This is a genomic window from Algoriphagus sp. 10J20-15 (genome assembly GCF_055809615.1).
Map to the genome: position 1 here is coordinate 13,686 of NZ_JBVVUG010000028.1, position 23,313 is coordinate 36,998.

Below are 23,313 nucleotides of genomic sequence, written 5' to 3' on the forward strand. Positions count from 1 at the left end.
CAGGATTAACTTTTTATGCATTTTTCAGTTTCTCTATATCAAATTTTTTCATCTTCATAAAGGCCTGAACCACACGACCAGATCGTTCTGGATCAGACATTAATTTTGAAAGGATTTCAGGAACAATCTGCCAGGAGACGCCAAACTTATCTTTCAGCCAGCCGCATTGACTCTCCTTGCCTCCATCTTCTATAAGCTTTTCCCAGAAATAGTCTATTTCTGCTTGATCTTTACACTCTACCACTATCGATAATGCTTCATTGAAATCAAAATTATGCACAACAGCACTATCCATGGCAGCGAATAATTGTCCGCTCAATTCAAACTGTGCGTGATTAATAGTCCCATCTTGGCCATTGGGATCATCTGCCCCATATCTAGAAATGAGTTTTACAGAAGAGCTCTCGAATATGGCAGTATAAAAATTAATTGCTTCCTCAGCCTTCCCGAAATTCGTTCCTGAAAAGAGTAAAGCTGGAATAAATTTCTGGTCAGAATATTCTGGCTTATCCACAGTTAATTGCCATGTTACCCCAAATTTATCCTGAAGCCACCCATATTTTTTGCTCCAAGGATAAGAATCCATTGGCATCAAGGCCCTACCGTTAATAATAAGCTTATCCCAAATTGATTGGATTTCTGTTTCATCAGGAATAATGGTGTAAAAAGAAATCGCAGGGGTAAATTTGAATTGCGGGCCTCCATTAAGACACATAAATTTCTGACCGGAAGAATTAAAAGTTACCACCATCGGATTTTCCTCTCCAATTGTAGAATTCGAAAATACTGAGCAGTAAAATTCAGCGGCCTCTTTCGCATTGCCATCAAACCATAAGCATGGATAGATGGCTTTTTTCAGTGCATTACCCATTCCCTTCGCAGATTTCTTTCAATTTATTAAGTGCTTTAGGCCAAGCTTCATTAAAAAACTCTTCATATTCTAGCGTGGAATCTGTGTCAACTAAAAGTTTTGTAGCCTCTCCGTTTGCTTCAAATGTGTATTTTTCATGGGCTCCCTTCCAGGAATCCACTGCTTTTCCTCCCAACACTTCAACCCCCTCTTTCAATACCCCTAAGTGTTCTATATCCACATGCTTGTTCTCCTCATTCTTGGCAACTTTACTCACCATTCCATTTTGATTTCCTTCTTCTCCTTGAGAGACAAAAAGTATTTTGCTTCCCTCTTCCCAAGTACCTATGTAGGTAGAGCCTGGAGAAAAAGCTTCTGTCCATTCCTCATAGGTAGGTTTTTGAAGCATGGTTGTATACACTTCAGCAGATGGTTTTTTGATCAAAATCTCAAAGTGCAATCTGACCATTTTCGCCTCTGACTCGGTGTATGTTTTGAAATTTTCTAAAATAGCCTGCCACCCTTTTTTTTGCAATTCAACTGAATTCTCCATTTCAGCATCGAATACCTCCACCACTTCTACTCCATCAGGAACTTCTTTAAAAGTAACTTTCACCTGACGTTCATCACTCAAAATGTACGTATAGTAGGAGTGTTTTTCCACTTCTTGATATACTCCTCCAAAATCAAAACCCATACTTCCATCTTTCGCTTCCATTCTGGAAGTAAAACTTCCACCGGGTTGAAGGTCATTTTCTGATTTGGTCGTGTGCCAATCAGCAGAAGCATTATTCCAATGGATGATATGCTTGGGTTCGGTGAAGTAATTCCAAACTTTTTCTAAAGGCGCATTTACGGTTACTTGAACAGTAATTTTGGTTTTTTGAGTAGTTGTCATGGTCTTCTGATTTGATTATCAAAATTTACTTAACAAATTTATCAATCGCCGCTAAAATTCACCCTGTTCAATTCTGACAATTGAAAGGTAGATTGCGACAGGAAACATTAATTTAAACACATGAAAAACATTGCTATCATAGTACCGGAACAATCTGTTCTACAAGCAATTGCAGATCCGCAATATTGTTTCTCGGCAGTCAATGAATTTCTTACCAGATCAGGCGGAGATCCTCTTTTCCATGTTGAATTAGTTGGTCTGAATCCAGAAGTTAAATTAAATGACAAACACTATTCCGTATTTCCTGACAAACTTTTGGCAACTGCAACTGCCCCGGATTTAGTTGTCATTCCTGCACTTTTTGGAGACATGAAAAAAGCCGTAGAAGCCAATGAGGCCTATATTCCTTGGATAAAAGCACAATATGAATCAGGAACGGAGATAGCCTCGCTTTGCGTAGGTGCATTTTTGCTAGCTGCTACTGGACTACTTGATGGTAAAAAATGTTCTACACATTGGGGATTTACAAATCTTTTTCGTGAGTTCTACCCCGAGGTGGAAGTGCAGGACGGCACCATTGTGACAGAAGAAAATGGCATATATTCCAGCGGAGGAGCTAATTCGTATTGGAACTTACTACTGCACTTAGTTGAGAAATATGCTGATCGGGAAATAGCAATTTTAACAGCGAAATATTTTGCAATAGACATCGACCGGAATAGCCAAACTGCTTTTTCCATGTTCAAAGGTCAAAAGACTCATCAGGATGAAGCCGTTAAAAAAGCTCAGGAATATATAGAGGAGAAGCTTGAAGAACGCATTACAGTAGATGCGCTTGCCGATGAAGTTGCTGTTGGCCGTCGAAGTTTCGAACGCAGATTTAAGCGGGTTACCAATAATTCCGTGCTTGAATACATTCAGCGAGTCAAAGTGGAAGCTGCAAAGCGTAGCTTTGAAACTACGATGAAAAACATCACAGAAGTCATGTTTGAAGTGGGATATTCTGATACCAAAGCCTTCAGGACCACCTTCAAAAAAATCACTGGTTTGACTCCTATTGAATACAGAAATAAGTACAACAAGTTTGCGAGGATGAATTGATTTAAGAAATCACATATCATGCTGGTTTCATACTATTACTCTAAATCTCATAGGGTCACTTTTCATAATTTTCGTTTTTGAAGGCTACTCCTATTCTTTGTAGGAAACAGAGGTACTCAGGCACCACGGAAAGATACCGGAAAACAATTTCCCTCTAAGTCTTTGAGTTCTTCCAATTTGGAAAGGAATAAAGGTTAAATTTGCAGTCCCATTTTTATCAAACTTTATCATTAGTGGAAAATTATCAACTAGACTCTATTGAAGATGCAATCGAGGCTATCAAAAACGGCGAAGTTATTATTGTAGTAGATGATGAAAACCGTGAAAATGAAGGCGACTTTATCTGTGCTGCGGAACTGGTAACACCAGAAATCATAAATTTCATGGCTACTTATGGTAGAGGTCTAATTTGTGCGCCAGTCAGCGAAGAAAGGTGTGAAAAATTAGGATTGTCCCTTATGGTTTCAAACAATACTGCGGCATACGAAACTCCCTTTACTATTTCGGTAGATTTGATTGGGCATGGGTGTTCTACCGGAATATCGTCCTCAGATCGTGCGAAGACAATTCGAGCTCTTGTCGATGATACTATACATCCGAGTGAATTAGGAAAAGCCTGGTCATGTTTTTCCTCTAAAAGCCAAAAGTGGCGGCGTACTTAAAAGGGCTGGACATACCGAGGCTGCAATTGACTTCGCACTATTAGCAGGATTGTCACCTGCTGGAGTATTAGTAGAAATATTAAATGAAGATGGTACTATGGCTAGGCTTCCAGATCTTTTTTTGGTAGCGAAAAAATTCAACTTAAAGCTGGTCTCCATTGAAGATTTAATTGCATTCAGAAATAAAAACGAATCCTACCTCAGCAATTAGATAGGGTTCGATCCTGCGCCCACTAAATTTCCCTTCTTCATCTCTGCTATCACACGTTAAAATCTCGTAAGTCGAGGAACACCGTCATCCGTGACAATAAAATTAACGAGTTTGACAAAGGATCAACTCTACAATAGTTCTGCTTTCCAATTGCTGAAAAAGTCTCTTGTGTCAAGTGCTTACTTCTTCAGGGGAATCCAAACAGACATTTCTGATTTGCCCCTATTGCCCCATGCAAAATAGGGCACTAGCCTGATCTCCAGCTCTTTTAACTCACTTTTGGAGTCAATCGGGCGATACAAATCTCCATTCCATTCTTTATCCGTTTTAAACAAGGCTGTTCCTTCTAAGAAAGCAATTTGTGCACCTACCATTTCTTCTTTCACAGCCTTCAATTGGATATCTGCTGGAATTTTCACGTCAAAAATCCTGGCACCTTTGATATCAGGAGATTCGATACAATAAACTATAGGGCCTCTCACAACAGCTACTTGATTCCTTGCCTCCTCTACCAATGGATTTGCTTCCATCAGTCGCACAGGCATAGGAAGGTATAGCTCGATCACATCCCCTTTTTTCCAGTTTCGAGTCAGGCTTGAGTAGCTTCCTGCTATTGCCTTTTCTGTAGTTTTTTCACCATTTATCTTTATCTCAGCATTTTCAGCCCAAGCCGGGATTCGCATATCAATAGCAAATGGACTACCTGAAGATTTATTAATTTCTAACTTTATATCACCATCCCATGGATAATCTGTCTCCTGTTTGACCTCCAAATCAGAACCATCCAGCAATTGGGTCTTTAAATTACTGCTACCATACATATTCACTATAAGTCCCTTTTTGGACAATGCATAGGCATAATTCTGAGATTCGGCAACGGTTCTCACTACATTGGGTGGACAACAATTTGATTTGGAGATATAAGGTTGCCGCTCCTTGGACCAGCGAAATTCAAACGGCAAGTCATCATCGACCCGCAAAGGATTGGTATAATTGAAATGAGTACCAGTCAGATCTGTTCCGGATAACACACTGTTGAATAAACTCAGCTCCATGATATCTGCAAATCGACTGTCTCCAGTTACCAACAGCATTCGGTGGTTCCAAAGGACATTGCCAATATTAGCACAGGTTTCATTATAAGCTGCAATATTCGGAAGTTGATACGCCTGCCCGTAGGCTTGATGCACCTGCTGAATGATCGGCTGATTGTAGGTGGTACCATTTGGCGAAACTCCATCGTATAAAGCTCCCGTTGCACCGGTGATATATAGCTTTTTACTCACCACATCCTGCCATATACTTTCCAAAGCCATCATCAATGAATCCTCGCCTGTCTCTGCATACAAATCCGCCACCCCAGCATAGAGGTAATTAGCTCGAACAGCATGACCTACTGCTTCTCGCTGTTGACGGAAAGGAATCCGGTCTTGGTTATGATCGGTGCCATCAGTGATCATTCCGCGGATATCTATCATTTTCTGCGCGAGGTCCAGATATCTCTGGTTGCCGGTCGTTCTGTACATCTCCACCACTCCCATATAATGTGAGGGACAGATGGCATTTTGAGCTTGCTCGGCAGTTGCATCCTCGTGGTATTCCACAAGAAAATCTGTCGCTTTTACTGCTATATCCAGAAAGTTAGTCTGCCCAGTAGTGCGGTAATGTAAACTGGCGGCAGTCATCAAATGCCCCATATTATAAGTCTCGAAATTCATACGGTCCTCAAACTCAACAGCATCTTCTTGGTTATTTCGCTGCTTGATAATAGTGGATGTATGGATGTATCCATCTGCTCTTTGCGCATCGGCTATTACCTTTATGATACGCTCGAGCTCATCATAGTACCTCGGATCTTTGGTCGTAGCATACACTGAAACTAATGCTTCCAAGGTTTTATAAAAATCACCATCATGAAATGGAGCACCTCTGTGTCTTCCTTCCTTATACCCGGCCGCTATCTCAAAGTTAAGAAAGGCATGGCTCAGCGTATCATTTTCATAAACCTGCAACATGTTCATTGCCATGGTATCCTTAATCACTTCAGCCCAATGTCCCCAAAACCCACCAGTCCAATGAACGGCATCCATATCCACTGAAACCTGTTTAGCAAAAGGACTTTTGGAAGTGTTGACCATTGCTTTTTCCTGCGCATTTACTTGCGCAGCAAAGACAAGAAGAACACTACAAAGTAGCCCCATCCTTAGTTTCATGTATTTACGTTTAGTCATTTTCAAATATTTATATAATTGATAGTCAGCAAATTGGTTGTTTTAAAAGGAATTTACCAAGTTTACATTACCGACCTAAGCACTCTAGTTCAGGTAATGAGAAATGAAAGCTGCGAGTTGATGTCCAATTGGGCTTAGAAATTGGTTCTTGCATTTTATTTCTGCCAAGTTTTGCCTAATTGGTATTGTGATACAGTGCATTTAATAAATCATCCAATCAGCTCGTATTTGAAAATCTAATTGAAAATCAACTTTCCATTTAGAAATTGAATCAGGCCCAAGTCCGTCTATATAATGATTGGTGCCTTCTACTCTTACATATTGTCCGCCCCAACTTTCTTGAGTAGGGTCTTCAGGGTCATTTATTCCTCGAGCTGCGCTTAGCAAATAGAGAAATGCGGGACTATCCCCCTCTATAACACCAGCTCCAGCCATTGCTTTTGGTGGATAAATAGCCCCAAGTGGTCCATGGTTGTTGATTACGTTTTCTTCCGCCCATTCTTGGGAACCCACTTTGAACATACCCTGGTAGGTTTTCTTGGATTCTATAATATGCAGCTGGGGGAAATTATCCATCAACCATCCATGGCTGGCATCCTGACATGCAATTAGGAATATTCTCATTTTGCCTAAAAAGGCCTCCAACTCCTCGGGACTTCTAGTGTTTTGGACTTTCCAGATAGCTTGGGCAACTTCCCTTGCGCCACCCCATACTCCAATATAAACGGGTCTAGGGTCAGGCTTGTCTACTGTTTCAATAATCGCACTTGAAGCTTCGCTGTCTTTCCCCGGCCCTATTATCTCATTCCAAGGCTGTTTTTCACATCCCCACTTGATCGGAATGTTCTGACGGTTGCCTCTCCCTTCGAATGTGACAGATTTCAGGTAGTCTGCAGTCGGGAATTTAGGATCATGCTTTCTCAGGTTCTCATCGACTAGATCGTACTTATCCAGTACTTCTAAAATAGTTTGCTTGTCTGCCACCATTTCGAAAGTCCCTGCAGATGCGATCAGTGCTTCAACCTCCAGCTCGTTGGTATAGAGTAAAAATCTTATCATAGACTGCACATCATCCGGGTCACTATTGGTCACCGGAATTGGTGGGAAATCAGAAGAGACGATCACGCGATATTGAGCCAGGCTGGCTGAATTAATCCCAAATAGGAATCCTACTGACACTATTAGTTTATTGAAATTCACCTGTTCTATCTATTTCACTTCAATGATAATTCTTCGATAACTTGTCAGATTTGGCGAACCATTGTCGGTTACTTCGCAAATGACATGAATAGTTTTACCTGAAGAATCTGGTGGTAGGGTGAATTTTATTGAGTCAGAATCATTATTCGGAATGACTACTTCCCCCCTATACGTACCAGCCTCTGGAATAAACCACCATTGGTAGCTAAGCTCATCTTCTTCTAGATCATAGGACTTTGAGGCGTCTAGGATAACATTTTGACGTTTTTTAGCTTTGACTTTGAGGATGCCAATACCTGGATTTTTGTTGATTACAACTATTGGATTGCGGTTACCTCCCCCTTCATTTGCCCAGTCCATTCGGGCTACAAAATTGTTAAAAGTGGCAGGATAGAAATAGCTTTCATAGGTTCTTGACACTTCGGACTCAGGAGCCTTATAGTTTCTGAAAGAAGAAGTTACGCTATCTTCAGTCAACCCAAACTCAAAATATCCACCCCAACTAACCTGTGAAGGAACCATTGGGTCATTTAACCCATTTGGCATCAAGTGTAGGAAGGCAGGAGTATCACCTTCGACTCCATACTTATATTTTGGATATACCTTACCCAAGTTTCCATGGCTTTGTATATGAGCAGCATATTCTTCCCAGTATTTCTTCCCTGTACCATTCTGGTATCTCCAAGCAGACTCATCCCAGATAAACAGTAGATCCTCTTCAAACTCACCACGCATCCACTGATGAGAGCTGATGTCATAGGGAGTTTTCTGGTCACGGTCTTGATCAGTAATAGTATAGATAGGAATTTTATGGAGGAATTCTTTGAGTTCAGATTCAGATCGTTCTTGCTTTACTTTCCATATAGATTGTGCGATAGTATTTCCTCCTCCCCATACAGTAATCCACAAGGGACGCTCATCCTTTTCATCTGCAAGTTCGATGATCAACTCACTTCCAGGTGAATCATTGTCTTTCCCGAGAAACTCCTTCCCGCGGTTTTTACTGCCAAAAACTGTGATACTTCTTAAGTAAGAAGGACTTGGCCAATAACCAATATTTTGATGGGATTCATCTGCAGCAAAGCCCTTTTGCCCAGATCGCTTCATCAGGTTTGGGAGGTCCTTTTCGTAGGCATCAATGGCATCATGAATCAGCTGGAAAAAGTCCTCCCGCGTTTTATCCAAACTCCAACCCGTAGTGTAAATAATACTTTCGATTTCGAAGAGGTCGGCATGCACTAATAACCTTACCAACGATTCGCTATCATCTGTCTCCCAGGTAGACACATCAGTTAAAATTACTATACGGGGCTTGGGAGTATCACCTGTAGGTACCTGTTGCGCCAAAAGCACTGAGCTATTGACCACTAAGGTTAGTATAAGGGATAAGAATTTTATTTTCATGATTGTTTTTAATTGTGAGACTTGGGTGACTTTGGAAATCCTCATCTGAGAGAATGAAATTGATTTCCAGTTTATTTTCTTCTGATAATATTACATAATGTATATCCGCTTTTCTACCAGTAAAAGGGGAAAAGCAATCTGGAATTTGTTCAAAATTATAATTGAGGTCACATCGGTCTTCCGACCAGATAAGCAAAGAATCTAAGGCAACTGGCATCATTGCGGATAATTACATAATGGAATTGAGATACTTTTCTAGCATAGTATAACCGTCTTGAATTATATTTCGATCACTTGAATCAGATGGATCAAGTCCATTTTTCTTTTCCCATTCATCCGGCATTCCATCGTGATCTGAATCTGTGAGTGCAGGCAAACTCTTTAATTCAGGCCAGCCACCTACATCCTCCTGAGTATCTATAATTCCTGATTTTTTTGAAGTATCTACCAAAGTGATTCTCTTTCTATAGGTACCTCCTTCATAGATGGTAAAACCGCCTTTCGTTTCATTGACTATTCGGGTATCCACTGCATCCCGCTTAGGCAAAGTAGCCCCAGCATTTGCAAGTACTAAGTCAAATGCTTCTTCAGCGGACTGCTGATTGATAGGCATTGATTCCCATGGTTTTTCAAGTCTGACATATTGAATATTTGAGTTGCCACCTTGAGGCTGCACCCCACCATCCCAATTGTCAGCCGTGACGCGATCACTCCCAATCATCACATTATCAGCAATAAACCATTTACCAAAATCACTGACATCGTTGCGCATGGATGGATTTGCCAATCTGTAAGAATTTTCACCCGCCTGTGTCGCAGGCCCAGGCTTATAGTAGTTGGCTACCATATTGATGATCGAAAAGGTAAATCGAGGATCCGTACCTTGTTTGTTTTCACCGCCATAGGTGCTGTTATACCCCCAATTATAAACCACATTATTTCTATAATCCGTGTAACCAGAACCCGAAGCCATTCTCGGGTTTCGACTTCCATGATGCGCTAGTAAATTATGGTGATAGCTCCCAAAGTTCGAGCCCCAAATACCACCGAAGCCATGAGCTCCCTTTACATGGTTTGAATCGTGCATGCTTTCGGAAATAATACTCCATTGCACCGTAATACTATCATTATGATAAATTGACATGGTCTCATCCACACTCCAGCTAGCTGAAATATGATCCAAAATAAGGTGCTTATTATATCTGCTGGAAACTGCATCAGCGTCATCTCCTGATTCATTTCCCAGTCTAACTCTCAAATACCTTACAATCACATGATCTGCTTCGATTACCAATGGATTTTTTTTGATACAAATACCATCTCCGGGAGCTGTTTGACCAGCAATGGTGATATATGGATTCTTGATCCGTAAAGCACTTTCGAGTTCTATAGTTCCTGATACCCGAAATACAACAGTTCGAGGTTCCGATGCTTCCACAGCAGCTCGCAAACTTCCCTCTCCACTATCGTTAAGGTTGGTGACTTCAAACACTACACCTCCACGACCACCTTTAGAGAACTTCCCATATCCTTCTGCTGTGGGGAATGCTAACTGCTGAGAAAATGCCGAAGTGATAGCAAGAATGCTTATCACTACGACTAAATTGATTCTTTTCATAAAGAGGGGCTTATTGTTATTTCTTTGAATTTGAGTTAGGCATACTTACTTTTCAAGCCATTTCCATCTTTCCGCCCAATCCAATAAAAACTCTTTCCTATGTTTTGAGATTGTTTTAGCTCCCTGTTGATCCTTTATAAAGAGAGCCGGATCTAGTTTGTCACTATACCAATTATTTCCTAGTTGATAATCATCGGGTGAAGCCTTTCCTGGCCAAGGATCCGTACTTACATAACCGCCTTCCAAGCCATCTAATTCAGCAATTGCACTTCGGGTTTTGTAGGTTCCTTTTTCTGGTTTTTTGGAGCTATACTTTACCCCATACATACCTTCGCCTAAGTAATCGCCTGGCCAGATTTGATTTTGCACTTCCAGTTCAAATACCACCGAATCTTCTGAAATACTCAATTCTGGGCCAGTAAACCTCCATTCAATAGTTCCATAAGCAGCTACCGTATCTTCCACAGTACTTCCATCTATAAAAATGTTTCGTGAGCTGTGATCGATTTTCTCAAAACTACCTCCCCAGCTTTCACCCATAGGGTCATTTGGATCGCCGCTCATTAGGTAGGCAAGTGATGGGGTATCCCCCATTTTGACCCGACCATCATAATACTTGATAAAATCCTTCCCCATAGCACCTCTGCCCTGTATGTAATTGTCATAATAAGCATCACCTTTCACATCTTTTGGAGAATCTTCATCCATAAACCAACCTCTATAAGTTGCATTTGCCTCAATCATCCAGAGATCCGGATGATGCTCAGCTATATAAGAATAGGCATTGATGCTCCATTTTTTGTTGGGCCCGCCTATCCAATAGACGCGAATATTGTCTTTGATCTCCGGTGCATCGTGGAGTGCCTGTGCGAGATCTTCAATGCCACCCCACACAAGTACCCATAGCGGTTGATCACTTTCTTTTTTCGCGCATTTAATAATCCATTCCGATCCTTCTGTAGCAGCAGCATATCCTTTGAATGGTGCAGCATTTTTCTCGCCTTGCTTGGTGATATTCCGAAGTGAATTAGGGGAAGGCAGTTCTGGAGCGTGCTTCAGAAGTTGATTGTAATCGCTTTCATAATGCTCAATGATATCCAGAAAATCCTTTTTACTCCCATCACCAAAAGGAGAAGAAACCAAACCTTCAATTTCGAATTGATCAGCATACATCAATAAGTGTATCATCGATTGGAAGTCATCCGGATCTGTCCCTCCTATATCTGAGCTGATCAACACTCTGGGTTTATGACGCTCGTTTTCAGCAGTATTACAGCTGAGCAATGTTAAAAAAGCAATCATTACAACCCATTCCATCCCACTAATTATAGTTCTATTCATACGTAACATTCGTGAAGTTTTGAAACTGAAGATACCATACTAACAAATAACCAAGTGATTGATGCTATATACCTGCTAATTGACACTCAAATGTATCAAAAAGAAAGTAAACGAAGAATAAAAAGAAAATAAACGTAAATTTTTATCAGCAAATCCTTTGTTTATTTTTATTATTAGCTAGATTTACCCTAGAAATAGCTTCAAACACTTATTATTTATTTCATATACTTTCGATATTGTGAGATTAGCAATAAAGCTATGGGGTTCGCCAGAGAGTCAAATGATAAAGTAAAGTCTGCGGGAATCACTAAACATACTAATGAACAATAAATAGATTGGCCTAGAGGGTTAGAAGGGAGAACTCTGCTGATAGCAGGAGGGCTCCCCTCTTTTTGAATGGCACTAACAATTTCCTAAGTCACAAACTTCCATTCTGTTCACAATTACAACTCGAATTTAGATCAGATATAGGTTTGAGAATATTTTGCGAAAGCAAACAAAATGAAAAGCTTAAGTTTTCGAAATAGGTTACTTTTGTTTTTCACCAAGAAACAAAAATTCCATGCTCCCTAAACAAAGAAAAGAAAAGATACTAGAACTGCTTAAAGAAGATGGATCCGCTAAGGTCATTGATCTGGCTAGGATCTTTAAAGTAACTGAAGTTACCATTCGACAGGACCTGGAAAAATTAGAGAAAAATGGATTGGTAAATCGGGAACATGGCGGCGTACATCTAAAAGATGTGGAAAATAAGGTCCGTAACTTCTCTTTGGTACATCAAGACAATCTAAAGGAAAAAGAAATCATCGCAGAAAAATGCCTTGAATTCATCCAACCAGGCGACACCATTATTCTAGACTCTGGTTCTACTACCACGGAAATCGCTAAAAAAATTGTAAACATCAAAGGGCTCACAGTAATTACCAACGCTCTGAATATTGCACTAATGCTTGGCGCTAATCCAAATATTGACATCATCATGACAGGGGGAGAATTCAAAGCACCTACCCTTTCATTGACAGGACAAAAGGCCGCAGATTTCTTTAAAGGGCTGAATGTCCAAAAACTCTTTCTAGCAACTGCCGGAATATCACTGAAATCAGGGCTTACCTATCCTAGTCTTAGTGACCTAGTTGTCAAAAAAGCAATGATTGATGCGGCAGACACTACTTATCTAGTAGCAGACTCTTCCAAAATCGGAAAAAGTGCCTTTGCTAGTCTGGGAGCGCTTTCTCTAATAGATTATATCATTACAGATGAGGGGGTAGAAAATAAACATAAGGAAGTTTTTAAGGAACACGACATCCAATTAATCATCGCAGAAGACACATCTAAATAAGCACTAGTCAGCTATATCACACGTAATGAAAAAGCAAAATATAACTTTAGGGGTAATCATTGGGAACCGAGACTTTTTTCCGGATAAACTTGTGACAGAGGCACGGATAGAAGTACTGAAAATGCTGGGTGAACAAGGAATTCAAACAATTATCCGTGATGAGACAGACACCAAACTTGGTGGAGTAGAAACCTATACTGATGCAAGAAAATGCGCAGACCTATTCAAGAAACATAAAGATGCTATAGCCGGGGTTTTGGTGGTTCTTCCAAATTTCGGAGATGAAAGAGGAATTGCCGATACCTTACACCTAGCGGACCTGAAAGTACCCGTACTTATCCAAGGCTACCCAGATGAACTCAATAAGCTTAATGTAGCAAATCGCCGAGATTCTTGGTGTGGCAAGATTTCCGTTTGTAACAACCTTTATCAATACGGCATCAAATATTCAATCACTACCAAGCATGTCGTCCATCCTACCGATCCTTCTTTTTTGGCGGATCTAAAGCAGTTTTTGGGTGTCTGCCGTGTAGTAAAAGGAATGAAAAATGTGCGTATCGGAGCAATTGGAGCAAGACCAACTGCCTTTAATACTGTACGATACAGCGAAAAAATCCTTCAGAAAAATGGCATCTCTGTAGTTACCTGCGACCTGTCTGAGATACTAGGTTATGCCAATAAACTGGACAAATCTGATCAACGCGTAAAAGATCATTTGGAGAAAATCCACAACTACGCTTCCACAGGTAAAACTCCTAGCGAATCTCTAATTCAAATGGCCAAGCTGGATGTTGTACTGAATGATTTTATGACCGAAAATCAACTGGATGCTAATGCCATTCAGTGTTGGACTTCTTTGCAGCAAAATTTTGGATGTAATGTCTGCACCAGCTCCAGCATGTTTAGCGAGGGAATGATTCCTAGCGCCTGCGAGGTAGATGTCACAGGAACACTCAGTATGTATGCCATGCAATTGGCTTCTGGCTCCCCGAGTGCATTAGTGGATTGGAACAATAACTACGCAGATGATGATGAGAAATGTGTGCTTTTCCACTGTGGAAACTGGGCAAAATCATTCCTCCCGGACATTGAAATCAGCAATGCCCCTATCCTAGGAACTACTGTAGGAGTGGAAAACACATATGGCGCTTTGGATGGACGCACGCCTGCCTCCCCATTGACTTTTGGTAGAATCAGCACGGACGATACCAGAGGAATCATGAAAGCTTATGTTGGTGATGGGGTATTAACCGATGATGAATTGAAAACATTCGGGAACCGAGCAGTGGCCAAAATTCCTAATCTTCAAGGTTTGATGAAACACATCTGTAGAAATGGCTTTGAACATCACGTCGTAATGAATGCATCACACACATCTGAAGCACTTAAGGAAGCATTTGAAAACTATATGGGATGGGAAGTATACCATCACGAAGGGTAGTTTATCATCCAAGAATCCTTCCTTCAATTGAGACCAAACTTTTCATACTAATGAAAACCAGTTTAGCACAAACTGCTAATTAATAAGAACCGAACATGACAGATAAAGATTTGAAACTGAAGTCTGTATTTCTGAGAAAAAACCTTCTCAAGTACATTTATAAAGCAAAAGCAGGACATACAGGCGGAAGCTTGTCTTGTGTGGACATCCTGAATGTACTATACAACAGAGTGCTTAATGTAAAGCCAAACGACTTCAAAAACCCAGATCGGGATCGCTATATCCAAAGTAAGGGACATTGTGTAGAGGCTCTCTTTGTGACCTTGGCAGATTGTGGTTTTTTCCCAGAATCTGATCTGGAAACTCTTTGTCAATACCAATCCCATTACATCGGCCATCCAACCAAAAAGGTGAATGGTGTAGAGCAAAATACCGGAGCATTGGGTCATGGATTACCTATTTGTGTGGGAGAAGCAATAGCGGCTAAACTGGATAAAAAAACGCATAGAATATTTACGCTTTTAGGAGATGGGGAATTGCCTGAGGGCTCAAACTGGGAAGCATTTCTATCCGCTTCCCATTACAAGCTGGATAATTTATACGCCATTCTGGACAACAACAAGCAGCAGATTACCGGGTCCAATCAAGAGGTGATGAATACAGATTCCCTACGGGACAAATTGGAAGCTTTCGGTTGGTCAGTACGGGAAGTAGACGGACATAACCTAGCTGAACTGGAGGAGGCGTTAAATACCGGTCCTTTCGAAGTTGGTAAGCCCAATTTCATAATTGCCCATACCATTAAAGGTAAAGGAATCAGCTACATGGAACGCGTACTAAAATGGCACCATGGTGTACCAAGCCCGGAGCAGTACGAGTTAGCATTATCAGAATTAGACGCGGCTGAAGCATTAATCTAGCGAATCATGGAATTAGATAAAATGATAGAGACAGACCTGAAAATGGGAAGCGCAAACCAAGAGGTTTTCGGCTGAATACATTGGAATCATTAGCCGTCATAGATAAATCGATGATCGTGGTGACACGTGGCTCTCGTGGTTCAGGAAAACTCGTTCCCTTCGGTCAAAAATTCCCGGAGCAGATTGTAGAAGTAGGTATTGCTGAGCAAAATCTTGTTGGCGTAGCTGCTGGCTTGGCATCTGCAGGAAAGAAAACATTTGCCATTTCTCCTGCTTGTCTTTCTTACTGCACGGGCTTTGGAACAAATCAAAAACGATGTAGCCTATTCCGACAACCCAGTCAGTACTGGTCGGAATCGGTGCGGAAGTCAGCTTACGGGGGGCACTTGGAACCACACACCACAGTCTGCATGATTTCGCCGTGCTTCGAGCCATCAATAATATGATCATCGTCGCACCGGCTGACAATTTCGAAACGGAACAAGCTGTACTATTAGCCGCGAAGCTGGATCAACCGATTTATCTCCGATTTGGCAAAAAACTCATGCCTTTCCTATCTGAAGAAAACCAAGAGTTTGAATTTGGAAAAGGTCGAATTGTACGTGAAGGAAATGATCTCACCATCATCGCAAACGGTGAAACTGTTTACCCTGCATGGCAGGCTGCAAAAGCTTTGGAAGAAAAGCATGGGGTCGCTGCCAAAGTAGTAAGCATGCATACAATCAAGCCATTAGACACAGCACTTTTGGATGAATTGGCTGCTGAAGGCAAACCAATTATCACAGTGGAAGAAGACATGGTAAACGGAGGATTGGGCGAAGCCTGCGCTTCCTACCTTTTCCAAAAAGGAGCCAGAAACCGATTCCATATCATCGGAATACCAGATGAATATACCGTGACAGGTTCACAGGGAGAAATCTTCAATCACTACGGCATATCCCGAGATGGTATTTTGGCGCAGGCCGAAACACTTTTGAAATAACAATAACCCACCCAAAATGACCTATTTCAAACCCATAAAAATTGTATGCCTGCTCCTCTTCACCGCTATATTATTCAGCTGCCAAAACCAGAAGTCTGAAAAGCAGGATCAGCCTAAAAAAGTGGCCGTAATCATTTCCTCACTCAATAACCCATGGTTTGTAGTGCTGGCAGAGACTGCAGCCAACCATGCCATAGAGCTAGGATTTGAGGCTACTATTTTTGATTCCCAAAATAATACCGCACTGGAGACAGATCACTTTGAAAATGCCATCTCTTCAGGCTACGACGCTATACTTTTCAATCCCACAGATGCGGATGGCTCGATCGCGAATGTGAGAATTGCCAAAAAAGCTGAAATCCCTGTATTCTGCATGGATCGTGAGATCAACGCTACGGACGCAGCAACCAGTCAAATCCTCTCAGACAGCTACGCGGGATGCGTAGCTATAGGCAAATACTTCGTTGAGAAGTTGAATAAAAGTGGAAAGTACGTAGAAATCTTGGGCTTAGTCGGAGACAATAATACCTGGAGTCGCTCGAAAGGATTTCACTCTGTAGTCGATAACTATCCTGACCTACAAATGGTCGCTCAGCAAAATGCTGACTTCGACAGAAACAAGGCTATGGAAGTAATGGAGTCTATTTTACAGGTACATCCAGATATCAAAGGAGTCTTCTGCGGCAATGACGGCATGGCCATGGGAGCTTATCAGGCTTTAGTGGCCGCAGGAAAGGCAGAACAAGTCATGGTCTTTGGCTTTGACGAGAGCAAGCGATGTGATCACCTCCATCGAGCAGAAAAAAATCCTAGCTACCGGAATGCAATTCCCAAAGCTAATCGCTAGAACAGCCGCCAACTACGCATTGGAGTACTTCAATGGCAAACGGGATTTCGCACAAAAAGTCCCTGTGACTGTAGAAATGGTCAATCAAGAAAATGTACATGAGTACGAAGCCTACGGAAGTGATGAATAATAAAGCTATAAAATATGGCATTGGAGTAGTTGCATTAGCTCTTGTGGGTTACAATTCAATCTGATATCCAGCCTCTAGACCAAAAACTGGCAGAAAATCAGCAAACGGTTTTCAATGCGAAAGCCTATGTTGAGCGGCATCTGGAATCAGGATCTCTCAAAGGCTTACCAAGATTGCACTGATATATCGCAACTAATTGACAGTTTCAATCAGGACGTAAACAGCACATTTGAGAAAAATAGTCATGCCTTAGGTATTGGCAATATTGGCTATTTCCGCGTGAAAGGAGAAGGCATAGTCAGCGCTGTAAATGAAAACAATGTGCTGCTTCAAGTAGGCAGTTCTCTTATCATAGAAATTGAAACGGAATTCATTTTTGGAAATGCCCTCCGTGATGCTTCAGGATTGGTCAAAATCAACGATTACGAAGACACTGCGGATTTCAACAGCATCTCTGAGGCAATGAATGACAGGATTCGCCAAGAAGTAATACCAAGCTTCAGATCCAAAGTAAAAGAGGGAGATTCAGTGAAATTTGAAGGAGCTATTGAACTCAACAAAGCTCATTTGAATCTAGACCAACTCGAGGTTATGCCATTTACTCTCCAAATCTCCTCCTAGCATGACGGCACTACTGGAAGTAAAAGAAATAACCAAAAAGTTCTCTGGAGTTACTGCCCTCAGTAATGTCAATCTCAGTCTGGAAGGAGGAAAAGTAACCGCATTAATCGGTGAAAACGGCGCAGGAAAATCTACCCTTTTGAAAATCATGTCAGGTATTTACACTGATTTTGAAGGACAAATTCTCTTTAAAGGCCAAGAAATTAAATTCTCCAAACCTAAGGACGCTCAGGAAATGGGAATTGGAATTATTCACCAAGAGTTAAATCTGATTCCTTACCTGACGGTAGCTCAAAACATTTTTTTGGGAAAAGAATTGGTCAATGCATTTGGCTTTTTGGATCGCGAGAAAATGATCAACAAGACTAAAGCTTTACTAACCAGACTCAAACTGGAAGTAGAACCAACAGCCTTGGTAGGTACATTGAAAGTTGGCCAACAGCAAATCGTAGAAATCGCCAAAGCCCTACTCACAGAATCTGAGGTAGTTTTTATGGACGAGCCTACTTCAGCCATCGGGGAAAGCGAAGTGGAAGTCCTCTTCGAAATCATCAATAAACTAAAAGCAGAGGGTAAAGCCATTGTCTATATCTCGCACAAACTGGATGAGCTTTTTGCCTTAGCAGATGATTTTGTAGTGCTGCGGGATGGGAAAGTGGTCGGTCAAGGGGGAGTTTCAGAAATATCCCGTGCTCAACTCATCAATATGATGGCAGGGCGTGAAGTGAAAGTGGTCAAAAAATCCACCAAAAACTGTACAGAAGAAAAAGTCTTAGAAGTCAAAAACCTTGGTTTACTCAATCCTGAAAATCCCCAACGTCCTTTACTAAAAGATATTAGTTTCGATTTATGCAAAGGTGAAGTCCTGGGAGTTTATGGATTGATGGGAGCAGGACGAACAGAGCTCTGCGAAAGTCTCTTTGGGCTTAACCACCGCAAATTGACAGGCTCTATCCTACTCAATGGCCAGAAAACAGGCTTCAAAAGTCCCATTGAAGCAATAGATGCGGGAATGGCTCTGGTACCTGAAGACCGCAAAAAAGATGGAATTGTAGCAGGAATGTCGGTTTCAAAAAACCTAAGCCTTACTGTGATTGAGAAGGTCAGCAAATTCGGCTTTCTGAGCGATGCCCTACATACCAAACTCTATGACAAACATGTCGCTTCCCTGAAAATCAAAGTTCACAACGAAGATCAAGCAATCAAAAATCTGAGTGGTGGAAATGAGCAAAAAGTAATACTAGGAAAGTGGATAGAGCGAAATCCCACCGTGCTCATGCTGGACGAACCTACGCGTGGAATAGATATTAATGCCAAAAATGAAATCTATGAGCTTATTGCTCGATTAAGCGCCTCTGGTATTTCCATTCTGGTTATTTCTTCTGAAATCCCCGAAATACTGGCTATTTCAGACAGAATATTAGTCATGTCTGAAGGCGAAATCACCGCCGAGTTTTCAAGTGAAGAAGCCACCGAAACTAACATAATGAATGCCTGCATCCCTGAAAACATGAATCAATGATCTCTTTGAAGAAAAACTTTAACATAGCCCAGTTTCAGTCACTTATCGCATTATTCGTCTTATGCTTGGCTTTGGCATTGCTTACAGACAATTTCATGACTACGGACAATTTTTGGAATGTCATGCGCCAAATCTCTGTGAACGTATGTATCTCGGTGGGAATGACACTGGTTGTTTTAACCGCCGGAATTGACCTTTCTGTAGGTTCTATCTTGGCATTTTGCGGAGCAGTGACGGCAGGTTTATTGAAAAATGGACTCAGCATTCCCTCATTAAATCTGTTTATTGGATTCACAGTTTTAGGTGCAATAGTAGCCGGATTTTTAATCGGCGGAGGCTTAGGATTTGTTAATGGGTATGCCGTCACCAAATTCAAAGTTCCTCCTTTTGTCGCTACGCTGGCCATGCTCACCATGGCCCGTGGATTCACTATGCTCTGGACAAAAGGCCATCCCATCACAGGACTGGGAGATAGTTTCGGGTTCTTAGGAACGGGATGGTTCTTAGGAATACCTATGCCGGTATGGATCTCAGGTCTAGTGGTAATCACAGCAGTTATTCTTACTAGCAAAACCCGATTTGGAAGATACATCTACGCCATAGGAGGAAATGAAAATGCTTCCCGACTCTCTGGAATTCCGATTAACAAAGTTAAAATATGGGTGTATTCCATTGCTGGATTGCTTGCAGCCGTTGGTGGGGTGCTGGTAACAGCTCGACTGGATTCCGCCCAGCCAAATGCCGGAATAAGTTATGAATTGGATGCAATTGCAGCAGTGGTGATTGGTGGTACTTCACTTTCCGGAGGCAGAGGAACAATCTGGGGAACAGTCCTCGGCGCGATCATTATAGGAGTGCTGAATAATGGTTTGGTTCTCATGAATGTCTCTCCTTTTTGGCAGCAGGTAATCAAAGGGATGGTGATCCTACTAGCTGTCATTATCGACAAGTCGAATCAAAAGAGTGAGTAATCGTCCATATAGGTCAGATTATGAAACGATTTAACAACAGAAATTAGAAACATGTCTTTCATATTAGCAATAGATCAAGGAACCAGCAGTACCAAAACCATCATCTTCGATGAGCAGGGGAATGCTGTGCACAAGGAGACAGAACTTCTCAAAACCCACTACTTAGAAGGAAACCGTGTGGAGCAAGATCCTGAGGAGATTTACCAAAACATATTAACCTCTGTTGGTAAATGTCTGGGTGGCTTTGTGTCCAAAAAAGGAGATTTGAGCAAAATTAAAGCCTGTGGGATTTCCAATCAGCGAGAGACTTTTGTTCTGTGGGACAAAACTGGCAAACCACTCTATAATGCTATTGTATGGCAGTGCAAGCGTTCGGTAGCCATCTGTGAAAGATTGGAAAAAGAAGGTTTGGGATCAAAAATCAACGAGAAAACCGGTTTGATCATTGACCCTTATTTCTCGGGAACCAAAGTAATCTGGCTCTATGAAAATGAGCCTCAGATCAAAGAAGCAATCGATCAGGGAGAAGCATATTTTGGAACGATTGACACTTGGTTGCTTTATAAATTAACCAAAGGTCAATCTTACCTGACTGATTATACCAATGCATCCAGAACATTATTTTTCAATCTGAAGGAGCTTTGTTGGCATCAGGAGCTATTGTCTGATTTCGGTTTATCCAAACTGAATTTACCAGAATTAAAGCCCTCTTCTTTTCACTTTGGCACCACCAATTTGGAAGGTCTATTGGATCATCAAATCAGCATTTCGTCGATGATTGGGGACTCTCATGCCGCTGCATTTGGGGAAGGATGTTTTGAACCAGGCAGTGCCAAAGCCACGCTGGGAACGGGCAGTTCAATTCTGATGAATATTGGAAAGGAACCAAAAACTTCTCAAAATGGAATGGTCACTACGATATGCTGGAGCACAGAAAATCGAGTGGATTATGCGCTGGAGGGAATAATAGTCTCTGCCGGTGCCACGATAGAATGGATCAAAAATCAACTGGGTCTCTTTGAAAACGCATCAGAACTGGAGCAAATATGCCTTTCCCTTTCCGACAATGGAGGCGTCTATATCGTTCCGGCCTTCTCGGGATTGGGAGCACCTCATTGGGACATGAATCGCAAAGCAACCATTGAAGGATTGTCTTTCGAAACAACCAAAAACCATGTAATCCGAGCAGCTGTGGAATCTGTTCCTTACCAGATCAAAGATGTGATCGTCGCCATGGAAGCCGATTCCGGGACGCCACTAACAGAGCTAAAAATAGATGGAGGGATTACTTCAAACAAGTTTGTGGTGCAGTTCTTAGCTGACATACTTCAGCGCAAAGTAACCAACATAGCTATTGCCGATGTATCTGCTTTGGGTGCCGCCTATTTGGCAGGCCTAAACTCCAAAGTCTATGAAAGTATAGACCAGCTTAAATCCTTTAATCAAAGTTCTACTAGCACTTTACCTGAGAAAACTCTTGAGAAAGTAGCTGGCTATTATGAGGGATGGAAAAAAATAATTGGCAAAAAAAACTCCCAAACCTGAAATCCCCATGAAATACCTAGCCAAAATACCTTTTCTACTTATTGCCTTACTCCTCCTTGGTTTTTCTGAAGGAATGGCTCAAAAAAAGAAATTTGAGAAAACTCGTGTTTTGGTTACCAGTGATGGAGAAATAGATGATCAATGTTCTATCGTCCGTTTCCTGTTTTATGTGAATGAATGGGATGTAGAAGGCATAATTACCTCCAGTTCACAATATGATGCGCATGACCACAATTGGCCTGGTGATAATTGGATTGATCCTTATTTGGATGCCTACGCCAAGGATTATCCAAACCTGGTAAAGCATGATCCTGATTTTCCTAGCCCAGAATTTTTACGCGAAAGAACGCTCTTAGGCAACGTGAAAACTGAAGGTGAAATGACTGAAATCACTCCCGGTTAGCAGAGCTTATAGTGAAAGTTTTGTTGGATGAAACAGATGATCGTCCTATTTGGATTCAAGCTTGGGGCGGGACGAATACACTAGCCAGAGCTTTGAAAAGCATCGAAGAAGGCCATCCTGACAAAATGGAATATGTAGCTAACAAGATGCGTCTGTATCTGATCTGGGAGCAGGATGTGACTTATCAGGAATACATTCGTCCGAATTGGGGGAAATATAATATTCCGACCATCATCGCGGATGAGTTTGAGGCGATTGCCTATCGATGGGTTCAGGTGCAACCTTCAGAAATGATTCCATATTTTGAGGGTCCATGGATGAAAGCCAATATTCTTGAAAATCACGGTGCTTTAGCTGCACTTTATCCCGCTATGGAAAACGGTGATTTCCGCTCTGAAGGAGATTCCCCAGCTCTTTTACATACCATTCCTACAGGCTTGAGAAGTTTGGAATCACCAATGTATGGAGGTTGGGGAGGGAGATTTGTAAAAGTCCGTGACAATACCTGGCTGGATTCAGTGCCTGTCTCTGGCTATGAGTATCCAGAAGGTAGGATGCGATTACGGAAGTAATGGTTGGGGAAGAGCAGAGTTTACGTGAAGGTTCCAACTCTACTACAGCACAACGCAGCACTTATTTCAAACCTATGTGGCGCTGGTCTGATGCGATGCAGAATGACTTTGCCGCTCGGGCAGACTGGAGCGTAAAGACCTATGCTGAAAGCAAAATCATCCTCCAATTGTCCACACTAAAAGCAAGCTGAATCAGAGTGCCAAACCTGGTGACACCATCAAACTAAGTGTAGCTGGCAGCAAAGATCCAGACGGAGATAAACTTAGCTACCATTGGTATGTTCATACCGAGCCAAGCACTCTTGCAAATGCAGGCGAGCAGGTAAGACTGACAGACGCTGATCAAGCGCAATCTTCTTTTAAAGTACCGCAAGGAGCTGGAACCATCCATTTAATCTGTGCAGTGACTGATAACGGTAGTCCAGCACTGACGCGATATACCCGTGTAATAGTAACTGTGAAACCTTAAAACCTAATGTACCAGCAGCTTAAATGTGAAACATA

Annotated in this window: 23 protein-coding genes and 1 pseudogene; 17 read left to right on the forward strand and 7 right to left on the reverse strand. The window is 41.7% G+C overall.

The window, feature by feature from the left end:
* Positions 1 to 13 precede the first annotated feature (13 nt).
* Together AC0L6R_RS10800 and AC0L6R_RS10805 are read right to left on the reverse strand one after the other, a co-directional pair.
* Entirely contained in the window at positions 14 to 871 is an 858-nt protein-coding gene (locus AC0L6R_RS10800) for a VOC family protein (RefSeq protein ID WP_473271220.1), read from the reverse strand.
* Positions 864 to 1,748 (reverse strand): SRPBCC domain-containing protein, encoded by an 885-nt coding sequence (locus tag AC0L6R_RS10805; protein ID WP_473271221.1) that lies wholly within the window; start codon positions 1,746 to 1,748, stop codon positions 864 to 866. Before AC0L6R_RS10805 ends, AC0L6R_RS10800 begins: the two co-directional genes overlap by 8 nt.
* Positions 1,749 to 1,868: 120 nt before the next feature.
* On the opposite strand from AC0L6R_RS10805, the gene AC0L6R_RS10810 reads away from it, so the two are divergent.
* Positions 1,869 to 2,849, forward strand: a complete 981-nt coding sequence (locus AC0L6R_RS10810) for a GlxA family transcriptional regulator (RefSeq protein WP_473271222.1) — start codon at positions 1,869 to 1,871, stop codon at positions 2,847 to 2,849.
* 233 nt (positions 2,850 to 3,082) lie between these two features.
* Positions 3,083 to 3,713, forward strand: a pseudogene (gene ribB / locus AC0L6R_RS10815) (3,4-dihydroxy-2-butanone-4-phosphate synthase); the annotation flags it as partial.
* A gap of 188 nt (positions 3,714 to 3,901) precedes the next feature.
* Here ribB and AC0L6R_RS10820 read toward each other — a convergent pair.
* From AC0L6R_RS10820 to AC0L6R_RS10840, 5 genes are all read right to left on the reverse strand, one after another.
* Positions 3,902 to 5,935, reverse strand: a complete 2,034-nt coding sequence (locus tag AC0L6R_RS10820; RefSeq protein WP_473271223.1) for an aceric acid hydrolase — start codon at positions 5,933 to 5,935, stop codon at positions 3,902 to 3,904.
* Positions 5,936 to 6,154: 219 nt separating this feature from the next.
* A complete protein-coding gene (locus AC0L6R_RS10825) occupies positions 6,155 to 7,132 on the reverse strand; it encodes a DUF1593 domain-containing protein (protein ID WP_473271224.1) in 978 nt (325 codons plus the stop codon).
* Positions 7,133 to 7,162: 30 nt separating this feature from the next.
* A complete protein-coding gene (locus tag AC0L6R_RS10830; protein WP_473271225.1) occupies positions 7,163 to 8,557 on the reverse strand; it encodes a DUF1593 domain-containing protein in 1,395 nt (464 codons plus the stop codon).
* Between the two features lie 229 nt (positions 8,558 to 8,786).
* Complete coding sequence (locus AC0L6R_RS10835; protein ID WP_473271226.1) at positions 8,787 to 10,175, reverse strand: pectate lyase family protein; 1,389 nt, start codon at positions 10,173 to 10,175, stop codon at positions 8,787 to 8,789.
* A 45-nt stretch (positions 10,176 to 10,220) separates the two neighbouring features.
* Positions 10,221 to 11,516, reverse strand: a complete 1,296-nt coding sequence (locus AC0L6R_RS10840) for a nucleoside hydrolase-like domain-containing protein (protein WP_473271227.1) — start codon at positions 11,514 to 11,516, stop codon at positions 10,221 to 10,223.
* 562 nt (positions 11,517 to 12,078) lie between these two features.
* Here AC0L6R_RS10840 and AC0L6R_RS10845 point away from each other — a divergent pair.
* The 15 genes from AC0L6R_RS10845 to AC0L6R_RS10915 all read left to right on the forward strand — a co-directional run bounded on the left by AC0L6R_RS10845 (position 12,079) and on the right by AC0L6R_RS10915 (position 23,278).
* On the forward strand, positions 12,079 to 12,855 hold the full coding sequence (locus AC0L6R_RS10845) for a DeoR/GlpR family DNA-binding transcription regulator (RefSeq protein WP_111611323.1): 777 nt from the start codon (positions 12,079 to 12,081) through the stop codon (positions 12,853 to 12,855).
* Positions 12,856 to 12,880: 25 nt separating this feature from the next.
* Positions 12,881 to 14,296, forward strand: coding sequence for an L-fucose/L-arabinose isomerase family protein (locus tag AC0L6R_RS10850; RefSeq protein WP_473271228.1), 1,416 nt, complete (start codon positions 12,881 to 12,883; stop codon positions 14,294 to 14,296).
* Between the two features lie 95 nt (positions 14,297 to 14,391).
* Positions 14,392 to 15,216 carry a transketolase gene (locus tag AC0L6R_RS10855; protein ID WP_473271229.1) on the forward strand — a complete coding sequence of 275 codons (825 nt, stop codon included), beginning with the start codon at positions 14,392 to 14,394 and terminating at the stop codon, positions 15,214 to 15,216.
* Between the two features lie 110 nt (positions 15,217 to 15,326).
* A complete protein-coding gene (locus tag AC0L6R_RS10860) occupies positions 15,327 to 15,662 on the forward strand; it encodes a hypothetical protein (RefSeq protein WP_473271230.1) in 336 nt (111 codons plus the stop codon).
* Positions 15,638 to 16,198: a transketolase family protein gene (locus AC0L6R_RS10865; protein ID WP_473271231.1), complete on the forward strand. Its 561-nt coding sequence runs from the start codon at positions 15,638 to 15,640 to the stop codon at positions 16,196 to 16,198. The genes AC0L6R_RS10860 and AC0L6R_RS10865 overlap by 25 nt, the downstream gene beginning before the upstream one ends.
* Positions 16,199 to 16,214: 16 nt before the next feature.
* The gene (locus tag AC0L6R_RS10870) at positions 16,215 to 17,045 is read left to right on the forward strand and encodes a substrate-binding domain-containing protein (protein ID WP_473271232.1); all 831 of its coding nucleotides are present in this window, start codon (positions 16,215 to 16,217) and stop codon (positions 17,043 to 17,045) included.
* Entirely contained in the window at positions 17,020 to 17,175 is a 156-nt protein-coding gene (locus tag AC0L6R_RS10875) for a hypothetical protein (protein WP_473271233.1), read from the forward strand. Before AC0L6R_RS10870 ends, AC0L6R_RS10875 begins: the two co-directional genes overlap by 26 nt.
* 114 nt (positions 17,176 to 17,289) lie before the next feature.
* Positions 17,290 to 17,796 (forward strand): DUF2291 family protein, encoded by a 507-nt coding sequence (locus AC0L6R_RS10880; protein WP_473271234.1) that lies wholly within the window; start codon positions 17,290 to 17,292, stop codon positions 17,794 to 17,796.
* 1 nt (position 17,797) lies between these two features.
* Positions 17,798 to 19,318, forward strand: coding sequence for a sugar ABC transporter ATP-binding protein (locus tag AC0L6R_RS10885; RefSeq protein WP_473271235.1), 1,521 nt, complete (start codon positions 17,798 to 17,800; stop codon positions 19,316 to 19,318).
* Complete coding sequence (locus AC0L6R_RS10890; RefSeq protein ID WP_473271236.1) at positions 19,315 to 20,289, forward strand: ABC transporter permease; 975 nt, start codon at positions 19,315 to 19,317, stop codon at positions 20,287 to 20,289. The genes AC0L6R_RS10885 and AC0L6R_RS10890 overlap by 4 nt, the downstream gene beginning before the upstream one ends.
* Positions 20,290 to 20,340: 51 nt before the next feature.
* The gene (locus AC0L6R_RS10895; protein ID WP_473271237.1) at positions 20,341 to 21,834 is read left to right on the forward strand and encodes an FGGY family carbohydrate kinase; all 1,494 of its coding nucleotides are present in this window, start codon (positions 20,341 to 20,343) and stop codon (positions 21,832 to 21,834) included.
* A 7-nt stretch (positions 21,835 to 21,841) separates the two neighbouring features.
* Positions 21,842 to 22,237, forward strand: coding sequence for a nucleoside hydrolase-like domain-containing protein (locus AC0L6R_RS10900; RefSeq protein WP_473271238.1), 396 nt, complete (start codon positions 21,842 to 21,844; stop codon positions 22,235 to 22,237).
* 11 nt (positions 22,238 to 22,248) lie between these two features.
* Positions 22,249 to 22,809 carry a nucleoside hydrolase-like domain-containing protein gene (locus AC0L6R_RS10905; RefSeq protein WP_473271239.1) on the forward strand — a complete coding sequence of 187 codons (561 nt, stop codon included), beginning with the start codon at positions 22,249 to 22,251 and terminating at the stop codon, positions 22,807 to 22,809.
* Positions 22,809 to 23,000, forward strand: coding sequence for a hypothetical protein (locus tag AC0L6R_RS10910; RefSeq protein ID WP_473271241.1), 192 nt, complete (start codon positions 22,809 to 22,811; stop codon positions 22,998 to 23,000). Before AC0L6R_RS10905 ends, AC0L6R_RS10910 begins: the two co-directional genes overlap by 1 nt.
* Positions 23,001 to 23,026: 26 nt before the next feature.
* Entirely contained in the window at positions 23,027 to 23,278 is a 252-nt protein-coding gene (locus AC0L6R_RS10915) for a hypothetical protein (RefSeq protein ID WP_473271248.1), read from the forward strand.
* Positions 23,279 to 23,313: the final 35 nt, after the last annotated feature.

Coding starts and splice junctions, on each gene's coding strand:
- AC0L6R_RS10800 (WP_473271220.1), bottom strand. CDS start 871: ATGGGTAATGCACTGAAAAAAGCCATCTATCCATGCTTATGGTTTGAT.
- AC0L6R_RS10805 (WP_473271221.1), bottom strand. CDS start 1,748: ATGACAACTACTCAAAAAACCAAAATTACTGTTCAAGTAACCGTAAAT.
- AC0L6R_RS10810 (WP_473271222.1), top strand. CDS start 1,869: ATGAAAAACATTGCTATCATAGTACCGGAACAATCTGTTCTACAAGCA.
- AC0L6R_RS10820 (WP_473271223.1), bottom strand. CDS start 5,935: ATGAAACTAAGGATGGGGCTACTTTGTAGTGTTCTTCTTGTCTTTGCT.
- AC0L6R_RS10830 (WP_473271225.1), bottom strand. CDS start 8,557: ATGAAAATAAAATTCTTATCCCTTATACTAACCTTAGTGGTCAATAGC.
- AC0L6R_RS10835 (WP_473271226.1), bottom strand. CDS start 10,175: ATGAAAAGAATCAATTTAGTCGTAGTGATAAGCATTCTTGCTATCACT.
- AC0L6R_RS10840 (WP_473271227.1), bottom strand. CDS start 11,516: ATGAATAGAACTATAATTAGTGGGATGGAATGGGTTGTAATGATTGCT.
- AC0L6R_RS10845 (WP_111611323.1), top strand. CDS start 12,079: ATGCTCCCTAAACAAAGAAAAGAAAAGATACTAGAACTGCTTAAAGAA.
- AC0L6R_RS10850 (WP_473271228.1), top strand. CDS start 12,881: ATGAAAAAGCAAAATATAACTTTAGGGGTAATCATTGGGAACCGAGAC.
- AC0L6R_RS10855 (WP_473271229.1), top strand. CDS start 14,392: ATGACAGATAAAGATTTGAAACTGAAGTCTGTATTTCTGAGAAAAAAC.
- AC0L6R_RS10860 (WP_473271230.1), top strand. CDS start 15,327: ATGATCGTGGTGACACGTGGCTCTCGTGGTTCAGGAAAACTCGTTCCC.
- AC0L6R_RS10870 (WP_473271232.1), top strand. CDS start 16,215: ATGACCTATTTCAAACCCATAAAAATTGTATGCCTGCTCCTCTTCACC.
- AC0L6R_RS10875 (WP_473271233.1), top strand. CDS start 17,020: ATGCAATTCCCAAAGCTAATCGCTAGAACAGCCGCCAACTACGCATTG.
- AC0L6R_RS10880 (WP_473271234.1), top strand. CDS start 17,290: ATGCGAAAGCCTATGTTGAGCGGCATCTGGAATCAGGATCTCTCAAAG.
- AC0L6R_RS10885 (WP_473271235.1), top strand. CDS start 17,798: ATGACGGCACTACTGGAAGTAAAAGAAATAACCAAAAAGTTCTCTGGA.
- AC0L6R_RS10890 (WP_473271236.1), top strand. CDS start 19,315: ATGATCTCTTTGAAGAAAAACTTTAACATAGCCCAGTTTCAGTCACTT.
- AC0L6R_RS10895 (WP_473271237.1), top strand. CDS start 20,341: ATGTCTTTCATATTAGCAATAGATCAAGGAACCAGCAGTACCAAAACC.
- AC0L6R_RS10900 (WP_473271238.1), top strand. CDS start 21,842: ATGAAATACCTAGCCAAAATACCTTTTCTACTTATTGCCTTACTCCTC.
- AC0L6R_RS10910 (WP_473271241.1), top strand. CDS start 22,809: ATGGTTGGGGAAGAGCAGAGTTTACGTGAAGGTTCCAACTCTACTACA.